The organism is Spirosoma luteum DSM 19990 (assembly GCF_000374065.1).
Taxonomy (GTDB): Bacteria; Bacteroidota; Bacteroidia; order Cytophagales; family Spirosomataceae; genus Spirosoma; species Spirosoma luteum.
The window spans coordinates 245,520-265,321 of the sequence record NZ_KB893245.1; the positions used below are offsets into that span (position 1 = coordinate 245,520).

The following is a 19,802-nucleotide window of genomic DNA, read 5'->3' on the forward strand; positions in this document are numbered from 1 at the left end:
AATGTAAAAAACGGCAGGTAACAGGACTACCTATCGCCTTTATATAATTACCCTATAATGAAAGTCATCCAGTCAATCCGTTTACTGTTGATTCATTTCGGGGTACACAACTCCAATTAGCCATCGGCGTGTCGGCTGTCCTGTCTGGATGCTTATATTTGGCCATAAATCTGTTATTGACCCCTGATATGACCGTTGGCGCAGATTCTACCTATATGTCCTCTGCCTCTAAGCAACGATGGCAGCGTGCACTGGGTATCCGGCCCGAAGAGGGCCGAACAGTCGGGTTGTTTTTTGTTCATAACTTTCTGCTGGGCATTGGCACGATTCTGATTTACGTGGCGGCCAATGCGATTCTGCTCGAAAACAATCCGGAAACCAGTCTGCCGGTGGCCTACGTGGCTGCCGCCCTGTCTATGATTGGGGTAAGCCGGGTATACGCTTATTTTGAGCATCATCTGGCTTTGCAGGTCGTGGCTGTGCGCGTGCTGATAGCGGCCGTTGTTATGACGGTAGTGGTTGGTATACTGGTTGTTGTGGGACATTCGGTGGTGGCCGCAGTGACGATTATGACGGGCTACCGAATCATTTATCTACTGACTAATCTTGAGTTTTGGGGTGTTTCGGCGGTGGTGTTCGATACGCGTCAGAGTAAGCGACTCTTTGGCGTTATCAGTTCGGGCGATATGCCCGCCAAAGCAGCAGGTGCGGTGCTGGCGGCACTGGTTCACGCCCATGCCGATGTATTGCGGTTGCTGCTGGTGGCGTTTGGGGCCTTTCTGGCCGCCCTCTATGTACTCCGGTTAACCATCCGTTCGCACGATGTTCAGGCCGCATCGGGAGCCAGCCGGGTAGCCCGCCGGGAGCCGTCGCGGCTGGTAGGGAAACGGTTTGGGGGTAGTGAGTTAATTTTTTACATGTGCCTAAGTTTTACCGTGCTGGCCGCTGTAGCTACGGAAATAGAATACAATTTCTTTATCAACGTAAAACACCGCTTTCACGACCAGACCGACGTAATCCGCTACGTAAGTTATGTGCTGGCCCTGACCTATGGACTGGCTATGCTGGTTAAACTGCTGATGTCGCGGCAGGTACTCGACAAATTCGGTATCCGGCGTTCATTGGTGGTATTACCCTGGGTAGCCCTGGCAGGCCTTACGGGACTAATAATTCTGCATTACGCTGTTGTTTCAGAAACGGTGTTACTCATTTATTTCTGCGGCTTGTACCTGGTTTTTGAGGTGGCCCGGCGTGCCTTATTCGACCCTGTTTTTCTGGTGTTGTTTCAGCCGCTGTTGCCACCCCAGCGACTGAAAGGGCACACCCTGGCCAAAGGATTGTACGAACCGATTGGTTTAGGCGTAGCCGGCATCCTGATATTTTTGTTCCATAATACCCTTGAGTCGACCGGAGCCTTGTTTTGGATAGGCCTGCTCGTGGTGGCCATCTGGTTATTGCGACAAACATATAAACGGTACCTGCACGAATTAAACGATGCCATCGGGCGTCGGTTTCTGGAGCGCGACGAACTGGCCATGCCGGGAGTGGCGCAGAAAAACCTGATCAGGCAACTGCAGAGTAATAAAACCGGTGAGGTACTGACCGCTCTTGGCTGGCTGGATGCTCACAACCCTACCGAATTGGAGCCTCATATGTCCACGCTGCTCACGCATACCGAAAGGGCTATTCGCCGGCGTACGCTGGCAGCCCTGACGCATAGCAATCTGTCAGTACCCGTTCGGCCACTCACGCACATTGCGCTAATGGATGAGGACCCGGAATTGCGGCAGCAGGCGGCTTACCTACTGGGCCGACGTATCAATACCGAACCCGCCGAGCTGGCCCCCCTGATTCACCACACCGACCTAACCATCCGTCGGGGAGCCATCAGGGGTGTTCTGGAACTAAACCCGCATGATACGGCTGCCCAGACCGCGCTGCGCGAACTAATACGGGATGATGAGCCCGAACAGCAAAAAATTGCGCTTGACCTGATTGCGGTCATACAACTGAGTGATTTTGCCCCGGTGGTACAACAGTTACTCGCCAGCCCGAACATCGACGTGAAAAAGGCGGCTATCCTGACGGCTGGTCGCTTGACCAATAGTGGGTTATCGCAGTTCCTGCTCTTGAACCTGACGCACGAAACCCTGGGCCGGACAGTTGTGCAAGCCCTGAAATTGCGCGGCCCCGAACTGATTGCTCAGTTGCACGAGTTGCGCCGGGTGAACGGTAGCCGACTGATACTGGAACGGATTACAACCATTTGTGGGGCTATTCAGGCCCCCGAGAGCCGTCAACTCCTGAACGAACTGGCTCAGCAACCCGACTTATTGATTCGTGGGGCGGCCCTTCGTGCCCTGCGTCGTTTCCCGAACGAACCCGACGATGATGCGCTGTTCCGTACGCTGCTGCATGAAGATGTGTTGCTGGCTCAGCGGATGTTGCACGGCAGTCTGTCGGATGTCCTCCTAACGACAACACTGGATCATGAATTGTCGGTACTGGTGCAGCGGTTGTTCGATACGCTGGCTCAACTGTTTGATACCGAAACCATTGCCGGTGCCCGCATGGGTGTTGGGCATCCCGCCCGCGAACGCCGGGCTAACGCCCTCGAAATGCTGGATAACCTGATTCCCCGGGCTACGTACCAGACATTGCAGGTACTGGTGGACGACTTGCCCCGCCCGGAAAAAGTCCGTATCCTGGATAGTGAACTGGGACCGTTTCGCGAATCGGAACCGATCCGGTCGTTTATTCTTCGAACGGGTGAAACGGTCTTTTCGGCCTGGACTGTGAGTACTGCGCTACGTGGTTTACCCGAGACGGAAGCATCTGCCATCCGCGACGCATTGACCGCTCAATTTCCTGATTTATCCCCGTTGCTTATGCCCCACACGAGTCATTCAACCAGTCAGATTTCCGCGTATGACCGGGTTTTGCTGCTGGCCCAAACCAGTTTGTTTGCCCAAACGCCCGAAAACGTACTGGCCAGTGTAACGCCCATCATGAAGGAGGAAGACTATGTTGCCGGTGATCTGATTTTCCGCAAAGGGGACCTGGGTTCGGGCATGTATATCATCTACACGGGCGAAGTAGCCATTCTGGATGGTGATACCGAACTGGCCCGGTTTGGCCGGGGCGATTTTTTTGGCGAACTGGCCCTGCTGGACACTGAATCCCGCTCGGCCACGGCCGAGGCAATCACCGATGTGCGACTGCTGCGCATCGATCAGGACGATTTTTATGACCTGATGGAGGAGCGGGGCGAAGTATTGCGTAGTATTGTCAGAAGCCTGTCGGGCCGTATCCGGCGACAAAACGAGGTATTGGCAAACCGTGCAAGCGCCACGTAGTCGTTAACCCCCACCCCTCTACGAACATGAGTCTACCAACACCCGATGGCATTGGAACCGTAGTACTGGCAACGGCAGCCTTTCAGTTTGCTAATCGTTTTCTGGGCATAAAAACCCGGCTGCCCGCCTGGGAACCTCATATAAAGCGAATTTGGGCCTACGCCGGTGTCCTGATTGGGCTTGGTTTCGTTTTACGACTCGATTTTTCGACCGGCTGGTTTGCCCTGGCAGCGGGGCTGTTATTCAGTTACATGCTATGGCGGGTGTATGATTACCGGCCCGCCCGAACTGCACTGCTGGCAGCTGCCCCTTTCCTGCTCCTGACAGTAGTGGATAATTTTATGGAGCACTACGCCCCGGCTTTCTATAAGACAAGTGATAACTTTCTGGACAGTGCTATCGGCTTTTCGACCATTTGGGCCGTTACGTTCCTGATAATCGCCAATCGTCAGAAAAAGGCGTTGGTTGAAGAAGAACAGCAGCGATTACTGGAAGCGGAAGAGCGCCGAAAAATTGAAGCCAAAAAACAGGAACTGGAGTACCTGGTATCCGAACGAACTGCTGAAATAATGCGCCAGAAAGAGGAACTGGAACATACAGTAGAAGAACTAAAAGCCACGCAAACCCAACTGATTCAGAGTGAAAAAATGGCCTCTCTGGGCGAACTGACAGCCGGTATCGCGCACGAAATTCAGAACCCCCTCAACTTTGTTAACAACTTCTCCGAAGTCAGCATCGAGCTAATCGATGAGTTAGCCGAAGAGCAGCGCAAAGCCAACCGCGATGCAGACCTTGAAGCCGACCTACTTAATGATTTAAAACAGAACCTTCAGAAAATAACCCATCACGGTGGTCGTGCTTCCAGTATTGTGAAGGGAATGCTGCAACATTCGCGTACCAGTACCGGACAGCGTGAACCAACGGACCTGAACGGGCTGGCCGACGAATACCTGCGGCTTGCCTATCACGGACTGCGAGCTAAAGATAAAACCTTCAATGCCCAGCTTAAAACGGACTTTGACCCAGCCCTCGGAGACATTAGTATGGTTCCTCAGGACATGGGTCGTGTGTTGCTGAATTTATTCACCAATGCCTTCTACGCTGTTCACAAACGCCAGAAACAAGCTGCTGACTCTGGTTACCAACCTACGGTAAGCGTGAGCACCCGCTGCAAAGATGGAGAGGCCGTGATAGTAGTTAGTGATAATGGTGTCGGTATTCCCGACGACCTGAAGCGTAAGATATTTCAGCCCTTTTTTACCACCAAACCCACGGGAGAAGGTACCGGCCTAGGTTTATCACTGGCATACGATATTGTGGTGAAAGGGCACACCGGCACGCTGACGGTGGACAGCACAGAAGGGCAGGGTACCACATTTACCATAACGTTACCTGCCTGAGATGGGTTACGGTTTGAGATTTATAGTTTTCGGTGGCTGACGCGTGAGTGTAGTGCGTCAGCCACCGAAAACTATAAACCATATACCTCAAGCTACATTACTGTTTATCCCACCAAACGCGGGTGTCCTGGTTGTCGGCCCCCTGCCGGGTAACCGCTTCCTGTCGGTTTGCCGTATTGACTGAAATCTCCGAATCTGGGTAAGACAGGCGATTGATAAAGTTGCCTTTGATTTCTTTACCGGGATAGGGGTTTGGTGTCAGCGCAGGAAAGCCACTCCGCCGGAAGTTGGCAAACGCTTCGGGGCCATTTAGGAACGAGGCTACCCAGTACTGCGTATTAATCTGCTCCAGCCCTTTAGCCGCCACGTAGGGGTTAGCCTGTAGGTAGGCCGTAACAGCCGCCGGTGCAATGGCCGAACCTGCATCTACCAGGCCCAGTTGCGCCATATGGCCCGTTACGCCTGCGTTGTAAAAATCAGCCGCATTGCCGGTAATCCAGCCCCGCTGGGCTGCTTCTGCCAGGAGTAGTTGGGTCTGGCCGTAGGTGACCAAAAAGGTAGGGACATCGAAACGCCCTAAACGGTTGCGGTCCAGTTGCGAATAATCGTAAAAACTAGCCAGGCCGTCTTTCGTTGCCTGAGCAGGAATAGTACCATTGTCGAAGCCAAGGGGCATACCAATCTGCTGAGCCGGGTCGCGGATGGCCCGGGCGGGTGTTTGTTCCGGACCACTCTTGGCTCCTACGTAGCGCACGGCAATGGACATGAGCCGGGGGTCGTTGTTGGCCTTCAGGTAGTTGACAAAGTACCGGGTGAGGTAATAGTTGGCGGCTTCGGTGGCGTTCAGCGTGTTGCCCACCGGGTTTCGGTAATTGGCATTGTTCAGAACGGCCATATTGTCGGCATTGCTTTGCATGATGCCACCGGCAAAGGCTTTTTGCGCGGTTGACTGAGCCAGCGTGGGGTTTACTTTCGATAGCCGCATGCCAACCCGGAGCAGAAGGGAGTTGCCCGCCCGCTTCCATTTGCCAATGTCACCCCCATACGTAATCTCACCCGCTTCGGTTGGTTTGGTGGCATCGAGGGCGGCAGTGGCCTCGGTTAGCTCTTTTATCAGATCAGTATAGATACTTTCCTGCGTGTCGTACTTGGGCAATATGTTGCTGTTAATATAGCCCAGACCAGCCTGGCTGTAAGGAATATCGCCGTACGAGTCGGTCAATACCTGGAACACGTAGGCTTTCCAGATGCGGGTCATATTATACAGATTAGCCCGGGCAGGATCGGCTTTGGTTTGATTGATTACATCAACCAGATACCGAACCACATTCTGGTAGTAGCCCTGCCAGATAGCCGCATTGGGCCCCGTGGGCCCCCGGTTGTCGATGTTGAAATTACCCCCTGCCAGTACGCCGGAGTTGGGCGAAAACATCTGCTGCACAATCGCTTCCTCAAATACCAGCGTCGATGCCGGGTAGGCGGTGTTGATCATGGCATTATTGAACGTGAAAACGGGATTGAGCGCCGTGGCCGCCGTTGGATTCACATTCAGTGTATCAAAGCCTTTATCGCAACTGCTGGCAACGGTCAGGAGGACGGCCAGACTCAAAATAAGGTGTATCTTTTTCATGTATGGTAAGGTTTATAGTAGTCAGTTTACGGTATTCGGTTTGTTTGACCGTAAACCATAAACAGAATACCGTAAACTGTTTTAGAATTTAACGTTCAGGTTGAAACCAATACTTCGGGTGGTGGGTAAGCCGGTTGATTCCAGCCCAATCAGGTTATCAGAACTGAAGCCAAATTGCTCGGGATCCAGGTTGGGCAACCATTTTTTCAGAATAGCTACGTTGTTGGCGACCGCGCTGATGCGAATGGCTTTGATGAACAGGTCTTTGGGCAAAAGCTTCGTGAAGTCGTAGCCCAGGCTGATCTGACGGAGTTTCCAGAAGCCAGCATCGTAAACAACCTGCTCGCCTAGGCTCTTTGACCGGCCAACGGAGTAGTAATCCTGCACAAAGGCCCGCACCGCATTGGCTTCGCCATTCGTATTTACCCCTACGCCCACCATTTTATTATCGGCATCGCCCCGGCCCACCAGTGTTTCCTTTTGCAGACCGTGCCGGAACAGGTTCAGGTTTGTACCCGAAATCATCTTGCCACCTAATTTAAAATCAATCAGGAATGACAGGTTAAGACCCTTGTAATTGACCGTATTGGTGATACCGCCAATGTATTTAGGCAGTGCCGACCCGAACGAGATAGGAGCGGGTGTACGGTTGGGTATCCCGTCGCCCCCGTGAACGATACGTCCCTGGGCATCGCGGGCGTAACCAAAACTGTACAACTGCCCCAACTCTTCGCCAACTACCTGCCGAAGATCACCGACGTAAACGCCATTCCCCACTACAATCTGTTCAGGAACTTTTGGAGCCGTAGGGTTTGAGTTAGGAACAAAACCATCTGCTGATATTAATTTGAGCAGTTTCGTTTTGTTGTACGAACCATTCAGGGTTACATCCCAGTAAAAATTCTTGGTACGGATAGGCGAGAGATTCAATAACACTTCTACGCCCCGGTTGCGGCTCTGACCATTGTTGATCAGGGTACTGGTGTAGCCCGACGCATCAGAGGATTGTGCCTGTACAATCTGGTCGCTGGTAACTTTCTCATAAACCGCTATATCCAAACCAACCCGGCTATTGAACATTTTCAATTCCAGACCCGCTTCGGCTTCGGCCACCCGGCTGGGTTTTAGGGTGGCACTTGGTACGGTACTGGACGTAATGAACCCAACAGGTTGCCCCTGCCCGGTCGGGTTAGGAAACAGGTTGGCATTCACGCCGTAAAATAAGTTGTTGGAGTACGGAGACACGTCGCCATCGCTACCCACTTCGGCGTAGGCAGCCCGCAGTTTTCCGAAGTTCAGCCAGCCCGGCAGGTTGTCGAACGCCTGCGAGAAAACGAAACTAGCAGTAACGGAGGGGTACAGGATGCTGCGGTTGGCCGGGGCCAGCGTTGAGAACCAGTCATTCCGAACGGTTCCGTTCAGGTATAGGAAATCCTTGTACGACAATTCTGCCGCGCCATACAGGGAATTCACTTTTCGTTCACTGAGGCCATACAACGGGTCTTTCACGCGTCCGTTTTGTGGTACGTACAAGCCCCGTACAATGAAATCGGTTACCAGAACGCTGTTCAGGTCGCTCCGGCGGTAGAGCTGGTTACCACCCGCCGTAACGTCGATACCAAACACACCAAATTTGCGATTAGCCCCGATGAGGAAGTCCGAATTGAGCTCGCGAAACCGGCGGGCGTCCTGCACGTATGAGCCGTTGACAAAACCAGCGGGAGCCGCAGATAGCGAAGCCTGCCCCGTTGGGAAGTTGTAATCCTGATCCCGTGACCAGTAATCCTGCCCAACCCGGCCCTGAAGGTACAGCCAGTCGGTGAAGTTATAGCGAACGGCGATGTTACCGAACAGACGATCCCGGCGGATGTTCTCAAATTTGTTGCTGAGCACGAAGTAGGGATTCGTCCGGTTCATAAACCGCGAATAAATAAACTCATTCCCCGTGGCTGGGTTGATCTGGTTAGCTTCCAGCACGTCGAGCGGGATGGAGTTCGCCAGTGTATAAACGACCGTTGGCGTACTATTATCCTGCTGGGCTATCTGGGGCGGGTTTTTGTTATACTCATTCGAGTAGTTCATCGTACCCGTAACCGATAGTTTCGGCGACAGATTGTAACTGAAACCGAGGTTAATCGTTTTGCGGCTGTAGGTGTTGTTTCGGGTAATACCTTTATTATCCAGATTAGAGAGCGACAGGTTGAACCCGCCTTTCTCACTCCCCGACGAGAGAGCTACTGAGTTGGTCCAGGTGGAGCCAACCCGATAGAAGGTATTGATCCGGTTGTAAACAGGGGCGTAAGGGAGGGTAACACCACCAAATAACACCTGGGTCTGCCCCGCAAATTTCTCCCCGAAACTCCACACGCCCGATGTGGGGTTGGGCGCCGTTGGCCGAACGCCGTACTCACCCTGCCCGTATTCATATTGAAAATCGGTGTAGTCGAGTGGCTGGTCGGTCGTGAAGTTCGTATTGTATACTACGCCAATACCCTGGCTGGTACCTTTCGTTTTGGTTGTAATCAGAATAGCCCCGTCTTTGGCCCGTGAGCCATACAAAGCAGCTGCTGTACCCCCTTTCAAAACCGTCATCCCTTCAATATCGTCGGGATTAATGGATGAAAGGCCATCGCCCCCGTCGGAGTAGTTATTGCCGCTTCGGCTACCAACGGAGTTATCACCCCCGGTATTCCCGGTGTTCTGCCCGAAGTTAGAGTTGTCGATAGGAACGCCGTTAACAACGATAAGGGGGCTATTCTGTCCCGAAAAGGATGACTGACCCCGGATACGAATCTTGCTGGTACCAGCGGCACCCGTACCCAGATTGGAAATGTTTACCCCGGCAATTTTACCCTGCAGGGCGTTCATGAAGTTAACCGTTCGGTTGGTCGTAACCTGCTCGGGATTGACAACGGCGGTGGCATACCCCAGTCGTTTCGCTTCCTTTTTGATACCCAGCGCCGTAACGACAACTTCGCCCAAACTCTGTTCGGCTTCCTGGAGCGTGACGGTCAGTTGGGTTTGGTTGCCGATGGAAACCGTCTGACCCGTGAAGCCAATCGAGCTAAAAACCAGCGTAGCTCCGGCGGGGGCATTTAACGTGAAATTTCCATCGCCGTCCGTTGTGGTGCCCAACTCCGTGTTCCGGACCAATATATTTACTCCCGGAATGGGTTGCTTGTCCTTGCTGGATATCACTTTGCCTGTTACCCGGCGATCCTGGGCCTGGGCAACCTGCACCATCAGGAAAGTAACCAAAAGCAGGAAGCACCAGGCACTAATCCTTTTTCGTAAATTGTGTTTCATCGGGAATAGGGGTTATTTGTAACATCAATTAATAAGATAAATTAATCTTCTTTAGATTAAATTTCAAAAGTAGGTACAAATACCTATCTACTCTGATTTTCAGGCAATTTTCAAAAGTAAGTACCGGGCATATACGTCGAAGTTTTTTTACAGGAAACAGGATGCTGTGGGGAGTTGGTAAGGGGTAGCCAACCTGCTTGATACCGCTACTGGCACCCGTCACACACCCATGAAGTTGCCGATCCCGGATGAGGTCATACGGTCTACTTCCTTAAACGCAACAACTGGAAATGGATTTACCGGATCTGCCCCGCCTTCTTCAACAGGTCAACTACTTTGTCTACCGGTAGTTGCTCTACCGTATGCCCCTGGTCGCCGGTGGTCGTTTGGGCGGCAAACAGCGAGTTGATAATCGCTTCTTCGGTGGCTTCTATAGCGGCCATAAACAAGGGAGAGACATTATCATTCCGCAACACGTTCGTTGAATCCAGCGTCCGATTGGACTCGTGGGGAATGCGGTAAGCGGTAGATGCGGCAATAACATAATCGCCACTACCATTCGATGCGATACCACCCGTGTGCGCCAGACCCATAAAAGCGCGTTTTGCCAGCCGTTTGAGGTTACGGGCATCCAGTGGTGCATCAGTCAGTACAACCATCATGCAGGACCCGTCCAGGTTTTCTTTGAAGCTGTATTTCCCCAGTTCAACCCCAACGGGTATGCCTGCTATTTGCAGAACGCCCCCGAAGTTTGTTTGTACCAGTACCCCAACGGTATAACCGCCTAGTGAGGCAGGTAAGGTACGTGACGATGTGCCAATGCCACCTTTAAAGCCAAAACAGACGGTGCCAGTACCAGACCCTGCGTTGCCCTCCTCGACCGGACCGGATTTAGCCTGTTGAATAGCCTCCAGCACGTGCTGTTTCGTTACGTGTCGTCCGCGAATGTCGTTTAGAAAGCCGTCGTTGGTTTCGCCGATTACCGGGTTTACAGAGCGCACCTGTTCATTACCAGGCTGGGACAGTGTGTAGTCAATCAGGGCATCGGCAGCGGTGGGTACGCTTAGCGTATTGGTCAAAATGATGGGTGTTTCGAGCGTGCCGAGTTCCTCTACCTGACTGTAACCGGTTAGTTTTCCAAACCCATTGCCGATGTAAATAGCCGCCGGGCTTTTTTGCTGAAACTGATTCCCCGCGTGAGGCAGGATGGCCGTAACCCCCGTGCGAACGTTCTGCCCCTGTTTTATTGTCATTTGACCGACCCGAACGCCCGGCACATCTGTGATGGCGTTGAGGGGACCAGGCTTAAGCACACCGAAACGGATTCCGTACGCACGCGGCCGTTTGGCTGGCTGGGCGAGGGTAGCCTGAACCGACAGCAGGAGTGAAAGAGTCAGAAGTTGGGCGATGGACATCGGGAAGGACGAGGTTAAAACCGTGGTGAGCCAAAATTCGTCCATTTTCTGTCAACTACCAGACGGTTCATAAAAAACCAGCCGATTTTGCAAATGCGTTACCCGCTGCTGCATGTATTCCAGCCGTTCCAGCAGTTCGTTCACCACGTCGAGGTCGTCGGGGTGGATGGCTAAGTCCTGATGCAGCCGGACAAATTTCTCCAGTTGGGGTAACTGTTCGGGTTGCACATAAGTCGCTTGCTGAATCGTTTGCGTTTCAATGAGTCCACGCTGCTCCAGCAATTGAACAAACTCGACTTCGACGTGGTGATACACGCAGAATTCGTTGATGAGGATGAGGTTGGGTTGCATATGGTAAAACGTTACATGGCAGCTACTTGCCGGATTAGTTCTCTCTGCTCTTCAGTCAGGTTGGTGGGTAGTTTAATCTGCCACTGCACGTACAAATCACCGAACGTACCTTCCTGCTTGTATACCGGGAAACCCTTGCCTTTCAGCCGAACTTTTGCCCCGTTCTGGGTTTCGGGTGGTACGGTTAGCTTGACTTTACTGTCCAGTGTTTCAATAATTTTTTCGCCACCCAGTAATGCCGTATAGAGGTCAATTTCTTCATCTACGTAGAGGTCATTGCCTTTGCGTTTGTACCGGCTATCGTCGGCAATGACGAACGTGATGTATAAATCGCCGTTGGGGCCACCATTTACACCCGGCGAACCATAGCCACTCAGCTTTATTTTCTGTCCGTTATCAATGCCGGCCGGTACGGTAATGCGGATGTTTTTTCCGTCAACGTTCATGGTTTGCTTATGCGTCGTGTACGCATCGCGCAGGTTCAGATGCAGTTCGGCCTGGTAGTCCTGCCCCCTGAATTTGGCCTGCCGTCGGCCACCACCCGTACCTGCATCCTGCCCAAACATGGAGGAAAAGAAATCCGAGAAGTCGGCACCACCAAAACCACCCGAAAAATCGTCTCCGCCCGCGTACTGTCGGCGCGATTGCTGTTGTTGTCCCGCGTTGCGCCGGGCTTCGTCAAACTGGTCGGCGTGTTGCCAGTCTTTGCCGTACTGATCGTACTTCTTCCGCTTCCCGGGGTCGCTCAGAACCTCGTTAGCCTCGTTTATTTGCTGAAATTTTTTCTTGGCTTCCGCATCATCCGGGTTTAAGTCCGGGTGATGTTTACGGGCCAATTTGCGGTACGCCTTCTTTATATCGTCGTCTGACGCGGTTTTGGGTACGCCCAGCACACTATAGTAGTCGATGAAATCCATACGGGAGGGATGTTACGTGTAGTTCCGTATAAACTCGGATGAGGCAGGGAAGGTTGTGAACAGATAGAGTTTACATCGCCAAAAGCGGGAGGATTTCTCTATCTTGCTGCCCTCAAAACTTAGCACTAATCCCTATGAAAATTATTCGTTTAATTTCGTTTTTTTTCCTGGTAACCGCTTCTCTTTACGCTCAAACGGCGGCCAAAAAAGGTTCACTAGCCGATGTTAGTTTTATGGAAGGTCGCTGGTCAGGTTGTCCCCAACGGTGGCCCCATTGAGGCTAGCTGGATTGCCCCCGTTGGGGACAACCTGACCGGGTTTATGCGCATGATGAGAGATAATAAAGTTACCATGTATGAAATGTTGATCTTTGAACAAACCGAACTGGGACCAATCGTACTGGTGAAACACTTTAAGCCCGGGTTGATCGGCCAGGAAGAAAAAGACAAATCAGACCGCTACCGATTTATCGAAGCAGGCAGCGACAAGGCAATTTTTGAGAAAGAAGACGGCTCTATTCGGATTATCTACGAAAAACGGTCGCCGGATCAATTGGCGATTCAGCGGGGCATGCAGAAAGACGGTAAGTGGGCATTCAATGATTTGTTCGTCTTCAACCGCGTTCGATAATGATTCGCCTGCTGTTCTAGGGCCGCTCTGCCAACCGTTGAACTTCCTGCCGCAGTGCCCGTACTTCGTTGGTTAGTTCCTGAATAGCCTGTGCTCCGGCTACTTCTCCCTCGGTACTCTCAGCATCGCGGCCAACAAAGTAGGTGGCCAGTGTAGCGGTCACGTAGCCGAAAACGGCAAAGGCATACAGGGCCAGTAGCATACACAAAGCCCGGCCTTCGGGGGTTTTGGGCCAGTATTCTGATCCCATCGTAGTCATCAGCATGGCCGTCCACCATACTGCTTCGCCGTAGGAATTAAGGGAAGTGCCGGGTGCATCGCGTTCGAACGTGTACATGCCGGCAGCACCGGCAAAGGTCATCAGTAGCGTTAGCAGGACGACGTAACCAAACCCCCGCCGACTCATGCTGGCTCCCAATGCCCGCATTCCCCGGTTTATGGAGCCAACTACCCGTACCAGTCGTACGCCCCGCGCTACGCGCAAAAATCGCAGGACGCGTACGATTCTGAACACGCGCAACGCCGGCAGAAACAGGGAAATGACCGTTAGCCAGTTGTGTTTCAGAAACGGAATTTTTTCGGGTGCCAGGGTAAACCGAAGAAGGAAATCGAGGATGAAAATGATCCAGATTACGGTACCCAACTGTTCCCAGAAGGGTGTCAGATCGTAGGCCAGTTCCTGAACAAGCAGGCCCAGCCAAACGAAACCCAGCACCAGCATGGGTGTATCGAGCCAGTTGCTCAGGCGTTCGAGTAATTCGTGTCGTTGGCTGGTGAGTTCTTGCTGAGTCGGTTTTTTCACGGAGTTAGTCGATTGAGGGGTACTAATCTAACCCAGCAGCAGCAAAGTGGTTTACAACTACTGCCATGAACCGACTACGCACAAGTGCGGAACAAACGTGTACTAATGATGGAATGGTTTCAGCGTGGTGTCGGTTTTCGGCATTAGCCAGCCCGGCCAAAACCGACACCACGTTAAAAAGATACCCATGTATAAGGCCACGTACAAAACTGTACCTTGAATCAGACATTACTCCTACTTCCCACCACTCAGCTTAGACGCTTTGGCTTCGTCCAGCTCCTGTAGTAATGCCCCAACGGCTTTATCTAACTGCACGTTTTTGTCGGTATAGCTTTCCCCAATAGGCCTCGAAACGGCAATGTCGACCGGGCGGGGATTCAGTTCCATGTTCTTGCCCGCATTGTCTGTCACCTTGATAAATGGCAGCCGCAGGTTCGAGCCATCGATGAGCTGGGCGGCTGAGGTGTAAATAATCCAGCCCGCCGTTGGTTCACCCACTACTTTACCCACTTTGAGTGCCCGATAGCCTTCCGCGAAATCCTCCGCATCGGACAACGAGTGCTGATTGGTGACTAAAATCGTAGGCGTTTCCAGTGAGCGTTGCCCCAGTTGAGTTCGTGCCGGGGCTGATGGTAGCCCGCGTGGCGTCATGGTCAAATAACCTTTGCGGGTAAACACATCCAGGGCGTAGGCGTTCACAAAACCACCATTGTTGTTCCGAACATCGATTACTACCCCTTCGCGGGCGTGGTTGTCGGCATCCAGATCAATATTCAACTGGGCCAGTGATTCTGCCGACATATCATACAAATGAACATAACCCAGTCTGCCGCCACTGGCTTTATCGACGTATTGCCGCTGTTGCTCCACCCACTGTTTATACAGCAAACCTTTTTCCGTTGCTAGATTAACGGGACGAATAACCACGTCGCGGGGCGTGCCGGTGGGTGAAGAGGCTACGCTAAGGGAAACGCGTCGGTTAATCTGATTCTCCAGCAACTGGTCGAGGTTGGTGGTCGGGGTGATTTTGGTATCGTCAATGGCCAGCAAATAATCACCGGGTTTAATTGTACCCGACAAAGCCGCCGGACTGAGCGTGATGACTTCCGTAATTTTCAGCTTTCCATTGTTTTCATATTCCGCCCGGTCAAACCGCAGTCCAGTACGCCCCGTATTCGTCTGAACAGAACCGGCTGGCGCCGAAATGCCGGAGTGCGAGGCATTCAACTCGCCCAGCATCAGGCTAATCAACCGGCGCAGTTCGTCGGGGGTACGGGCACCGGCAGCCATCGGCTCGTAGGTGGCCCGAATGGCTTTCCAGTCGGCACCGTGATAGGTTGAATCATAGAATCCTTTAGACTGAATGTCCCAGGCCTGCCGAAAAACCTGCACTTTTTCCTCGCTAAAGTCAACATCCATTTCGGCGGTTACGCTCAGTGGTTTTGGCTCGCGCTTGTCCAACGCCACAGACTGAATTTTGCCCTGCTCCAGGTAAAAAACTTCTTTGCTATCGGCCGAAAACTGAGCACCACTTTTACTGCCCGCCGTTGCCGTCAACTGCTTCGCTACGGGCTGGTCGCGCCCTAACTCATCGAGGGAGTAGGTGTACAGGTTTTCCTGCCCCGCTACGGTAGCAATCAACAACAGCGTTTTACCGTCCTTACTAATGGTTTGCGCATCCACATCAACCCCAACCGGTAACAGGCTCAACCGCTGACGAATACCGTCGAACACGATTTTTGTGGGCTGATTTTTCGATTTGGCTGCTGTATCTCCCAGTGCCAGCGCGGTTGTGTCGCGGGGCGTAACTTTTTTGGTAGCCGGTGCCGCCGGAGCGAGGGTCTTCGGGATTTCTTCGTTGAATAGCTCCCGGAACTGATCTTCCCGGAATTTGGGCGGACGGGGTATTAAGTCGATGCGGGCAATCTGAGCGGTTTCGGTTCGCTGGTTGGTGATGAACAGCATATATTTCCCGTCGGGGCTCCAGCTCAGGTTTCCGCCGAACGTATTGGCCAGAAAACTAATTGGCTTACTCTCGCCACCAGCCGCCGGAACAACCGAAATATTCCGGAACGTTTTGGTTCCGTAAGACGTGAAAGCTACCCATTTATTATCCGGCGACCAAACGACTGAACCACTCGTAGCAAACGGCGGACGACCCAGATAGGCTTTTTTCAGGAGTCGCTCTTTTTTAGTGGCCAGGTCCAGAATGCGAAGTTCCTGCCCGTTTCGGACGAAGGCCAGCGATTTTCCATCGGGTGAGAAAACGGGTGAACCGTCGTCCAGTCCGTTGTCCGTCAGGCGTGTTTCGTCGCGGGTCGCAAAATTGTATTGGTATAGATTCGCGGCTCCGTCGCGGGTTGACACGTACACAAGGCTCCGGCTGTTGGGTGCCCAAACGGGCTGCGATTCATTGGCCGGGCTATGGCTAATCCGCGTGGCATCGCCCCCATCTTTAGCCGACGCGGCAAATACTTCTCCGTGAGCGATGAAGGCTACTTTCTTACCATCTGGCGACAAAGCCAATTCCCGAAACTGGTTGGTCAGTTTCAGGTGGTCAACGGCCGGACTGGCAGCCACGCCCCGTAACCGAACCGGAATGGGCGTTGCCTGTTTGGTGGCTATATCGTATTTCCAGAGTTGGAAATCGCGCTCGAACACAATAGCCCGGCCATCGTAGCCAATGGAAGGCCAGAGAACCCGGCCATTGGTAAAACTGGTCAGCATTGCCGCCTGACCACCCGGGGTTTTTGTCCACAGATTTTGGGTTTTGTTCCGGTCTGAAACGTAGTAGAGCGTTTTTCCATCCTGACTCCACATGGGCCACAGCTCTTTGGCACCTCCTTCGGTAACCCGCTCATACTGGTCGGCTTTTTTAGCCTCCGGACGATAGAGCCATAGTTCCGTTTCGTCGAGGTGACTGCGTCCCTTGCGCCACCACTGATTAGAGGCAATGCCCCGTGCCGAAAACGCCAGTGTTTTGCCATCGGGTGATGGGGCTCCGTAAAATTCATTGGCATACCGGTCGGCAGTGACGGGCATGGGCGTACCACCGGTAATGGCCACCCGATAAATATCGTTCATACCGGAAATGTCCCGGCTGGTGGATTGGAAGTACACCATTTTGCCATCCCTCGACCAGGCATTAAGTACCTCATTGCCATCATCATACGTCAACCGTTTTATGGCTCCCGTTTCAATGGTGAGCAGGTAAATATCCCCGTTACCGGTGCGGGATGAAGCAAAAGCCAGGTATTTTCCGTCCGGCGAATAAATTGGTCGGGATTCATTGTCCGGGTGTGACACCAGCAGCCGGGCGTCTCCCCCCGTTGTGGGCACCGTCCAGATATCACCACCCGATACAAACGCTACTTCGGCACCGTCGGGCGAAAGGCTGGGTTCGGCGAAGGCAAAGGTGGGCGTTGGGGGTTTCGTTTGCCCCTGTGTGGGGTTAATGGCGGTAGTAACGACAGCAAAGCAGAGGAGTGCAGAAAACGTACAGGTGCGCATTGCGATGAAGGATTTATTTTCAGGTCGATCTCGTTAGCAGTAACGATCTTATCACGGTAAAAATAGCGTTTAATTTAACAGCGTCCAGATTATCATGACCGTACCGTCTTATACCATTCCCGACCAGACCCGCATTGGGCATATTCACCTGAAAGTCGCCGATTTAAACCGGGCGCTGGCCTTTTACCGCGACCTGCTGGGGTTCTCGCTGGTAACGATGTATGGCAACGATGCCGCCTTTATTTCAGCCGGTGGCTACCACCATCATATTGGCTTAAATACATGGTATAGCAAAGATGGTCCACCGGCTCCTGTCCGTTCGGCGGGGTTATTTCATACCGCCATCGTATACCCTACGCGACGGGATCTGGCCGTAGCCCTACAGCGACTCATTGATGCAAAATATCCCATCACCGGCGCATCGGATCATGGCGTATCGGAAGCTATTTACCTGAATGACCCTGACCAGAATGGCGTTGAGTTATACTGGGACCGACCACGGGAGCAGTGGCCGCGCAAGGCAGACGGCTCCATCGAGATGTACACCCATGCGCTGGACCTGGAGGGATTGCTGGGAGAGATATAGGGTGAAGTAAGGAGTGCATCGCACGATGAATATACGAGAGCAGACCAAAGACACGTTGTTCAAGGGAAGAAAGATTGAGCAATTAGAGAGACTGAAAATTCATAGGATTTAGCACAATGATAGTGTAGGCAACGCACAACTTCTGTAATAATCGGGGTTGTGCGTTTTAAGTATATAACACTTAAACGATCGGAACGGAGTTGTGCTCAGAATCAGAAAAGTACGATAAGGCCAGTTAGATCCATTCACGGATTCTATACATGCTATGATTGGTTGGCACACGGTAGCAAATCTGTTTTAAGAGATTCGTATCAAGTAAAGTTTATCTTACGATGCTCTAATGGTGTGCGATATTCCACCTTATATTTCAAGAACCATTCTGAGATCTGCCTTCTGTGTTCAGGAATTACCTTAACTGCAATTAACTCCATATACAGAATAGATGTTAACATTACTGTTTGAGTTGTCACATCATGGGCTTCTCCCATATTCCTGATCTGATTCATTGCTCCTAAGCCATCTTTACCTCTTACTAGCACGTTAGTAGACAAATCTGTTCCATGAGTTGGATTAGACCAAGATTTATAGAAAAATTCGTACAAGTCTAACTTTTTGAGACGAGTAGCCAGCCACAAAACAGAGGAGGGTCCTTCATAAAGCGAATACCATTTGATGTCTGCATTGGGCTTCTTTTTCACTACTCTCAAATATTCTTCCCGAGCATCCTTATATATTGGTAGATTGACTAATTTCTCTTGATTTTCAAGCATGTGAGCGGCTCCTGGAACTGTGGATAAGCCAGTAAAAAACGAACCATACTGCTTGAGGTCTAACTTAAGTTTTTCGTTTTCCTTCGTGCCAGATGTCAGCTTTCTGTATATGTTTAATTTTCTGTAATGATCAACTATCATAAAACAGGTAGCCCGGCGCTCTCGATCTTTTGCTAGCATATATTCCAAGCTTAAGTAAGCTTCAAGTAAAGCTCTGAGTTGAATCTTGCAGGGCACTGCAATGCCTGCTTTTATTTGTACAGAAATTGCATCGACCAACTCTAAAATATGGCGGAATAATAGCAGAGCAGCTAAATCTACTTCTGAACCTATTTCCGTTTTAGGTTTATTTTGCTCTAAGGACCATTTAAGCATATGGGTACCAAAACAGACAAGTTCATGTAAAGCATCATGGTAAAAATCCATATACTGCTGAACTTTAGTATCTATTGGCAAGGGTAATAGGTCGTCAATTGGCTTAGTCATATAAAATACTCAAAAATTAAGCTTAAACTACTTTATCAAACGACACGACGCATTATAGAGAGTTGTAAAATACCCCAGCAAAACTGGGACTCAGCTATTCAGCAATTGATGATTTTGTTGAAGATTGTGGTCGAAATCACACCATGATCTGAGGAAATGACATATTTCATTGAATATTGCCCACATATAAACAAATGAGCCACTTACATAAATTGTAAGTGGCTCATTTCAACTGTCGGGAAGGCGGGATTCGAACCCACGACCTCTTGCACCCCATGCAAGCACGCTACCGGACTGCGCTACATCCCGAAGATATTTTTTACAGGTTATTGTCCTGTAAATATCGTTTAATTCCCCGGCTTTTAATCGTTTTCTCTGATCGAACTGCTTCAACTCTATCAGTACAATCAAAACAATTTATCAACCTCCAGGGAGCACCTTTCGATGTGTAATTTCCTTTGCCCGAATTGTGTTCCAATAGTCTTCGGTCAATATTGACGGTTTGTCCAGCGTAATACCTTGATAGTGAATCGCTAAAAATTATGTACACTACATATTTCATAAACGACCTTCCCGCTGCAAGCGGGCCACGCTACCGGACTGCGCTACATCCCGAATTGGACTGCAAATGTAGCGAAGTGTC

General features: G+C 51.5%; 12 protein-coding genes, 1 tRNA gene and 1 pseudogene. 4 read left to right on the plus strand and 10 right to left on the minus strand.

Annotated elements, in window-relative coordinates:
• Window positions 1-215: 215 nt before the first annotated feature.
• Together B156_RS0101060 and B156_RS0101065 are read left to right on the plus strand one after the other, a co-directional pair.
• Window positions 216-3,356 carry a cyclic nucleotide-binding domain-containing protein gene (locus tag B156_RS0101060; RefSeq protein ID WP_245563655.1) on the plus strand — a complete coding sequence of 1,047 codons (3,141 nt, stop codon included), beginning with the start codon at window positions 216-218 and terminating at the stop codon, window positions 3,354-3,356.
• Window positions 3,357-3,382: 26 nt separating this feature from the next.
• Window positions 3,383-4,756, plus strand: coding sequence for a sensor histidine kinase (locus tag B156_RS0101065; protein ID WP_018617753.1), 1,374 nt, complete (start codon window positions 3,383-3,385; stop codon window positions 4,754-4,756).
• Between the two features lie 97 nt (window positions 4,757-4,853).
• Here B156_RS0101065 and B156_RS0101070 read toward each other — a convergent pair whose 3' ends face one another.
• From B156_RS0101070 to B156_RS0101090, 5 genes are all read right to left on the minus strand, one after another.
• A complete protein-coding gene (locus B156_RS0101070) occupies window positions 4,854-6,386 on the minus strand; it encodes a SusD/RagB family nutrient-binding outer membrane lipoprotein (protein ID WP_018617754.1) in 1,533 nt (510 codons plus the stop codon).
• A gap of 81 nt (window positions 6,387-6,467) precedes the next feature.
• Complete coding sequence (locus B156_RS0101075) at window positions 6,468-9,692, minus strand: SusC/RagA family TonB-linked outer membrane protein (protein WP_018617755.1); 3,225 nt, start codon at window positions 9,690-9,692, stop codon at window positions 6,468-6,470.
• Between the two features lie 296 nt (window positions 9,693-9,988).
• Window positions 9,989-11,107 (minus strand): DmpA family aminopeptidase, encoded by a 1,119-nt coding sequence (locus B156_RS0101080; RefSeq protein ID WP_040584998.1) that lies wholly within the window; start codon window positions 11,105-11,107, stop codon window positions 9,989-9,991.
• Window positions 11,108-11,158: 51 nt separating this feature from the next.
• Window positions 11,159-11,458, minus strand: a complete 300-nt coding sequence (locus B156_RS0101085) for a chaperone modulator CbpM (protein ID WP_018617757.1) — start codon at window positions 11,456-11,458, stop codon at window positions 11,159-11,161.
• Between the two features lie 11 nt (window positions 11,459-11,469).
• Window positions 11,470-12,375, minus strand: coding sequence for a DnaJ C-terminal domain-containing protein (locus B156_RS0101090; RefSeq protein ID WP_018617758.1), 906 nt, complete (start codon window positions 12,373-12,375; stop codon window positions 11,470-11,472).
• Between the two features lie 134 nt (window positions 12,376-12,509).
• Between B156_RS0101090 and B156_RS28710 the strand changes: the two are divergent.
• Window positions 12,510-13,005, plus strand: a pseudogene (locus B156_RS28710) (DUF6265 family protein).
• A gap of 16 nt (window positions 13,006-13,021) precedes the next feature.
• On the opposite strand, the gene B156_RS0101100 reads toward B156_RS28710, so the two are convergent.
• Complete coding sequence (locus tag B156_RS0101100; RefSeq protein ID WP_018617759.1) at window positions 13,022-13,807, minus strand: ion transporter; 786 nt, start codon at window positions 13,805-13,807, stop codon at window positions 13,022-13,024.
• A 234-nt stretch (window positions 13,808-14,041) separates the two neighbouring features.
• Window positions 14,042-17,317 carry a S41 family peptidase gene (locus B156_RS0101105; RefSeq protein WP_018617760.1) on the minus strand — a complete coding sequence of 1,092 codons (3,276 nt, stop codon included), beginning with the start codon at window positions 17,315-17,317 and terminating at the stop codon, window positions 14,042-14,044.
• Window positions 17,318-17,411: 94 nt separating this feature from the next.
• On the opposite strand from B156_RS0101105, the gene B156_RS0101110 reads away from it, so the two are divergent.
• Entirely contained in the window at window positions 17,412-17,903 is a 492-nt protein-coding gene (locus B156_RS0101110; protein ID WP_018617761.1) for a VOC family protein, read from the plus strand.
• Window positions 17,904-18,214: 311 nt separating this feature from the next.
• Here B156_RS0101110 and B156_RS0101115 read toward each other — a convergent pair whose 3' ends face one another.
• The 3 genes from B156_RS0101115 to B156_RS32540 all read right to left on the minus strand — a co-directional run bounded on the left by B156_RS0101115 (window position 18,215) and on the right by B156_RS32540 (window position 19,721).
• Window positions 18,215-19,159 carry a DUF5677 domain-containing protein gene (locus tag B156_RS0101115; protein ID WP_018617762.1) on the minus strand — a complete coding sequence of 315 codons (945 nt, stop codon included), beginning with the start codon at window positions 19,157-19,159 and terminating at the stop codon, window positions 18,215-18,217.
• Window positions 19,160-19,394: 235 nt separating this feature from the next.
• Window positions 19,395-19,468: transfer RNA gene (locus tag B156_RS0101120), tRNA-Pro, on the minus strand.
• A 10-nt stretch (window positions 19,469-19,478) separates the two neighbouring features.
• On the minus strand, window positions 19,479-19,721 hold the full coding sequence (locus tag B156_RS32540) for a GIY-YIG nuclease family protein (RefSeq protein WP_084757648.1): 243 nt from the start codon (window positions 19,719-19,721) through the stop codon (window positions 19,479-19,481).
• Window positions 19,722-19,802: the final 81 nt, after the last annotated feature.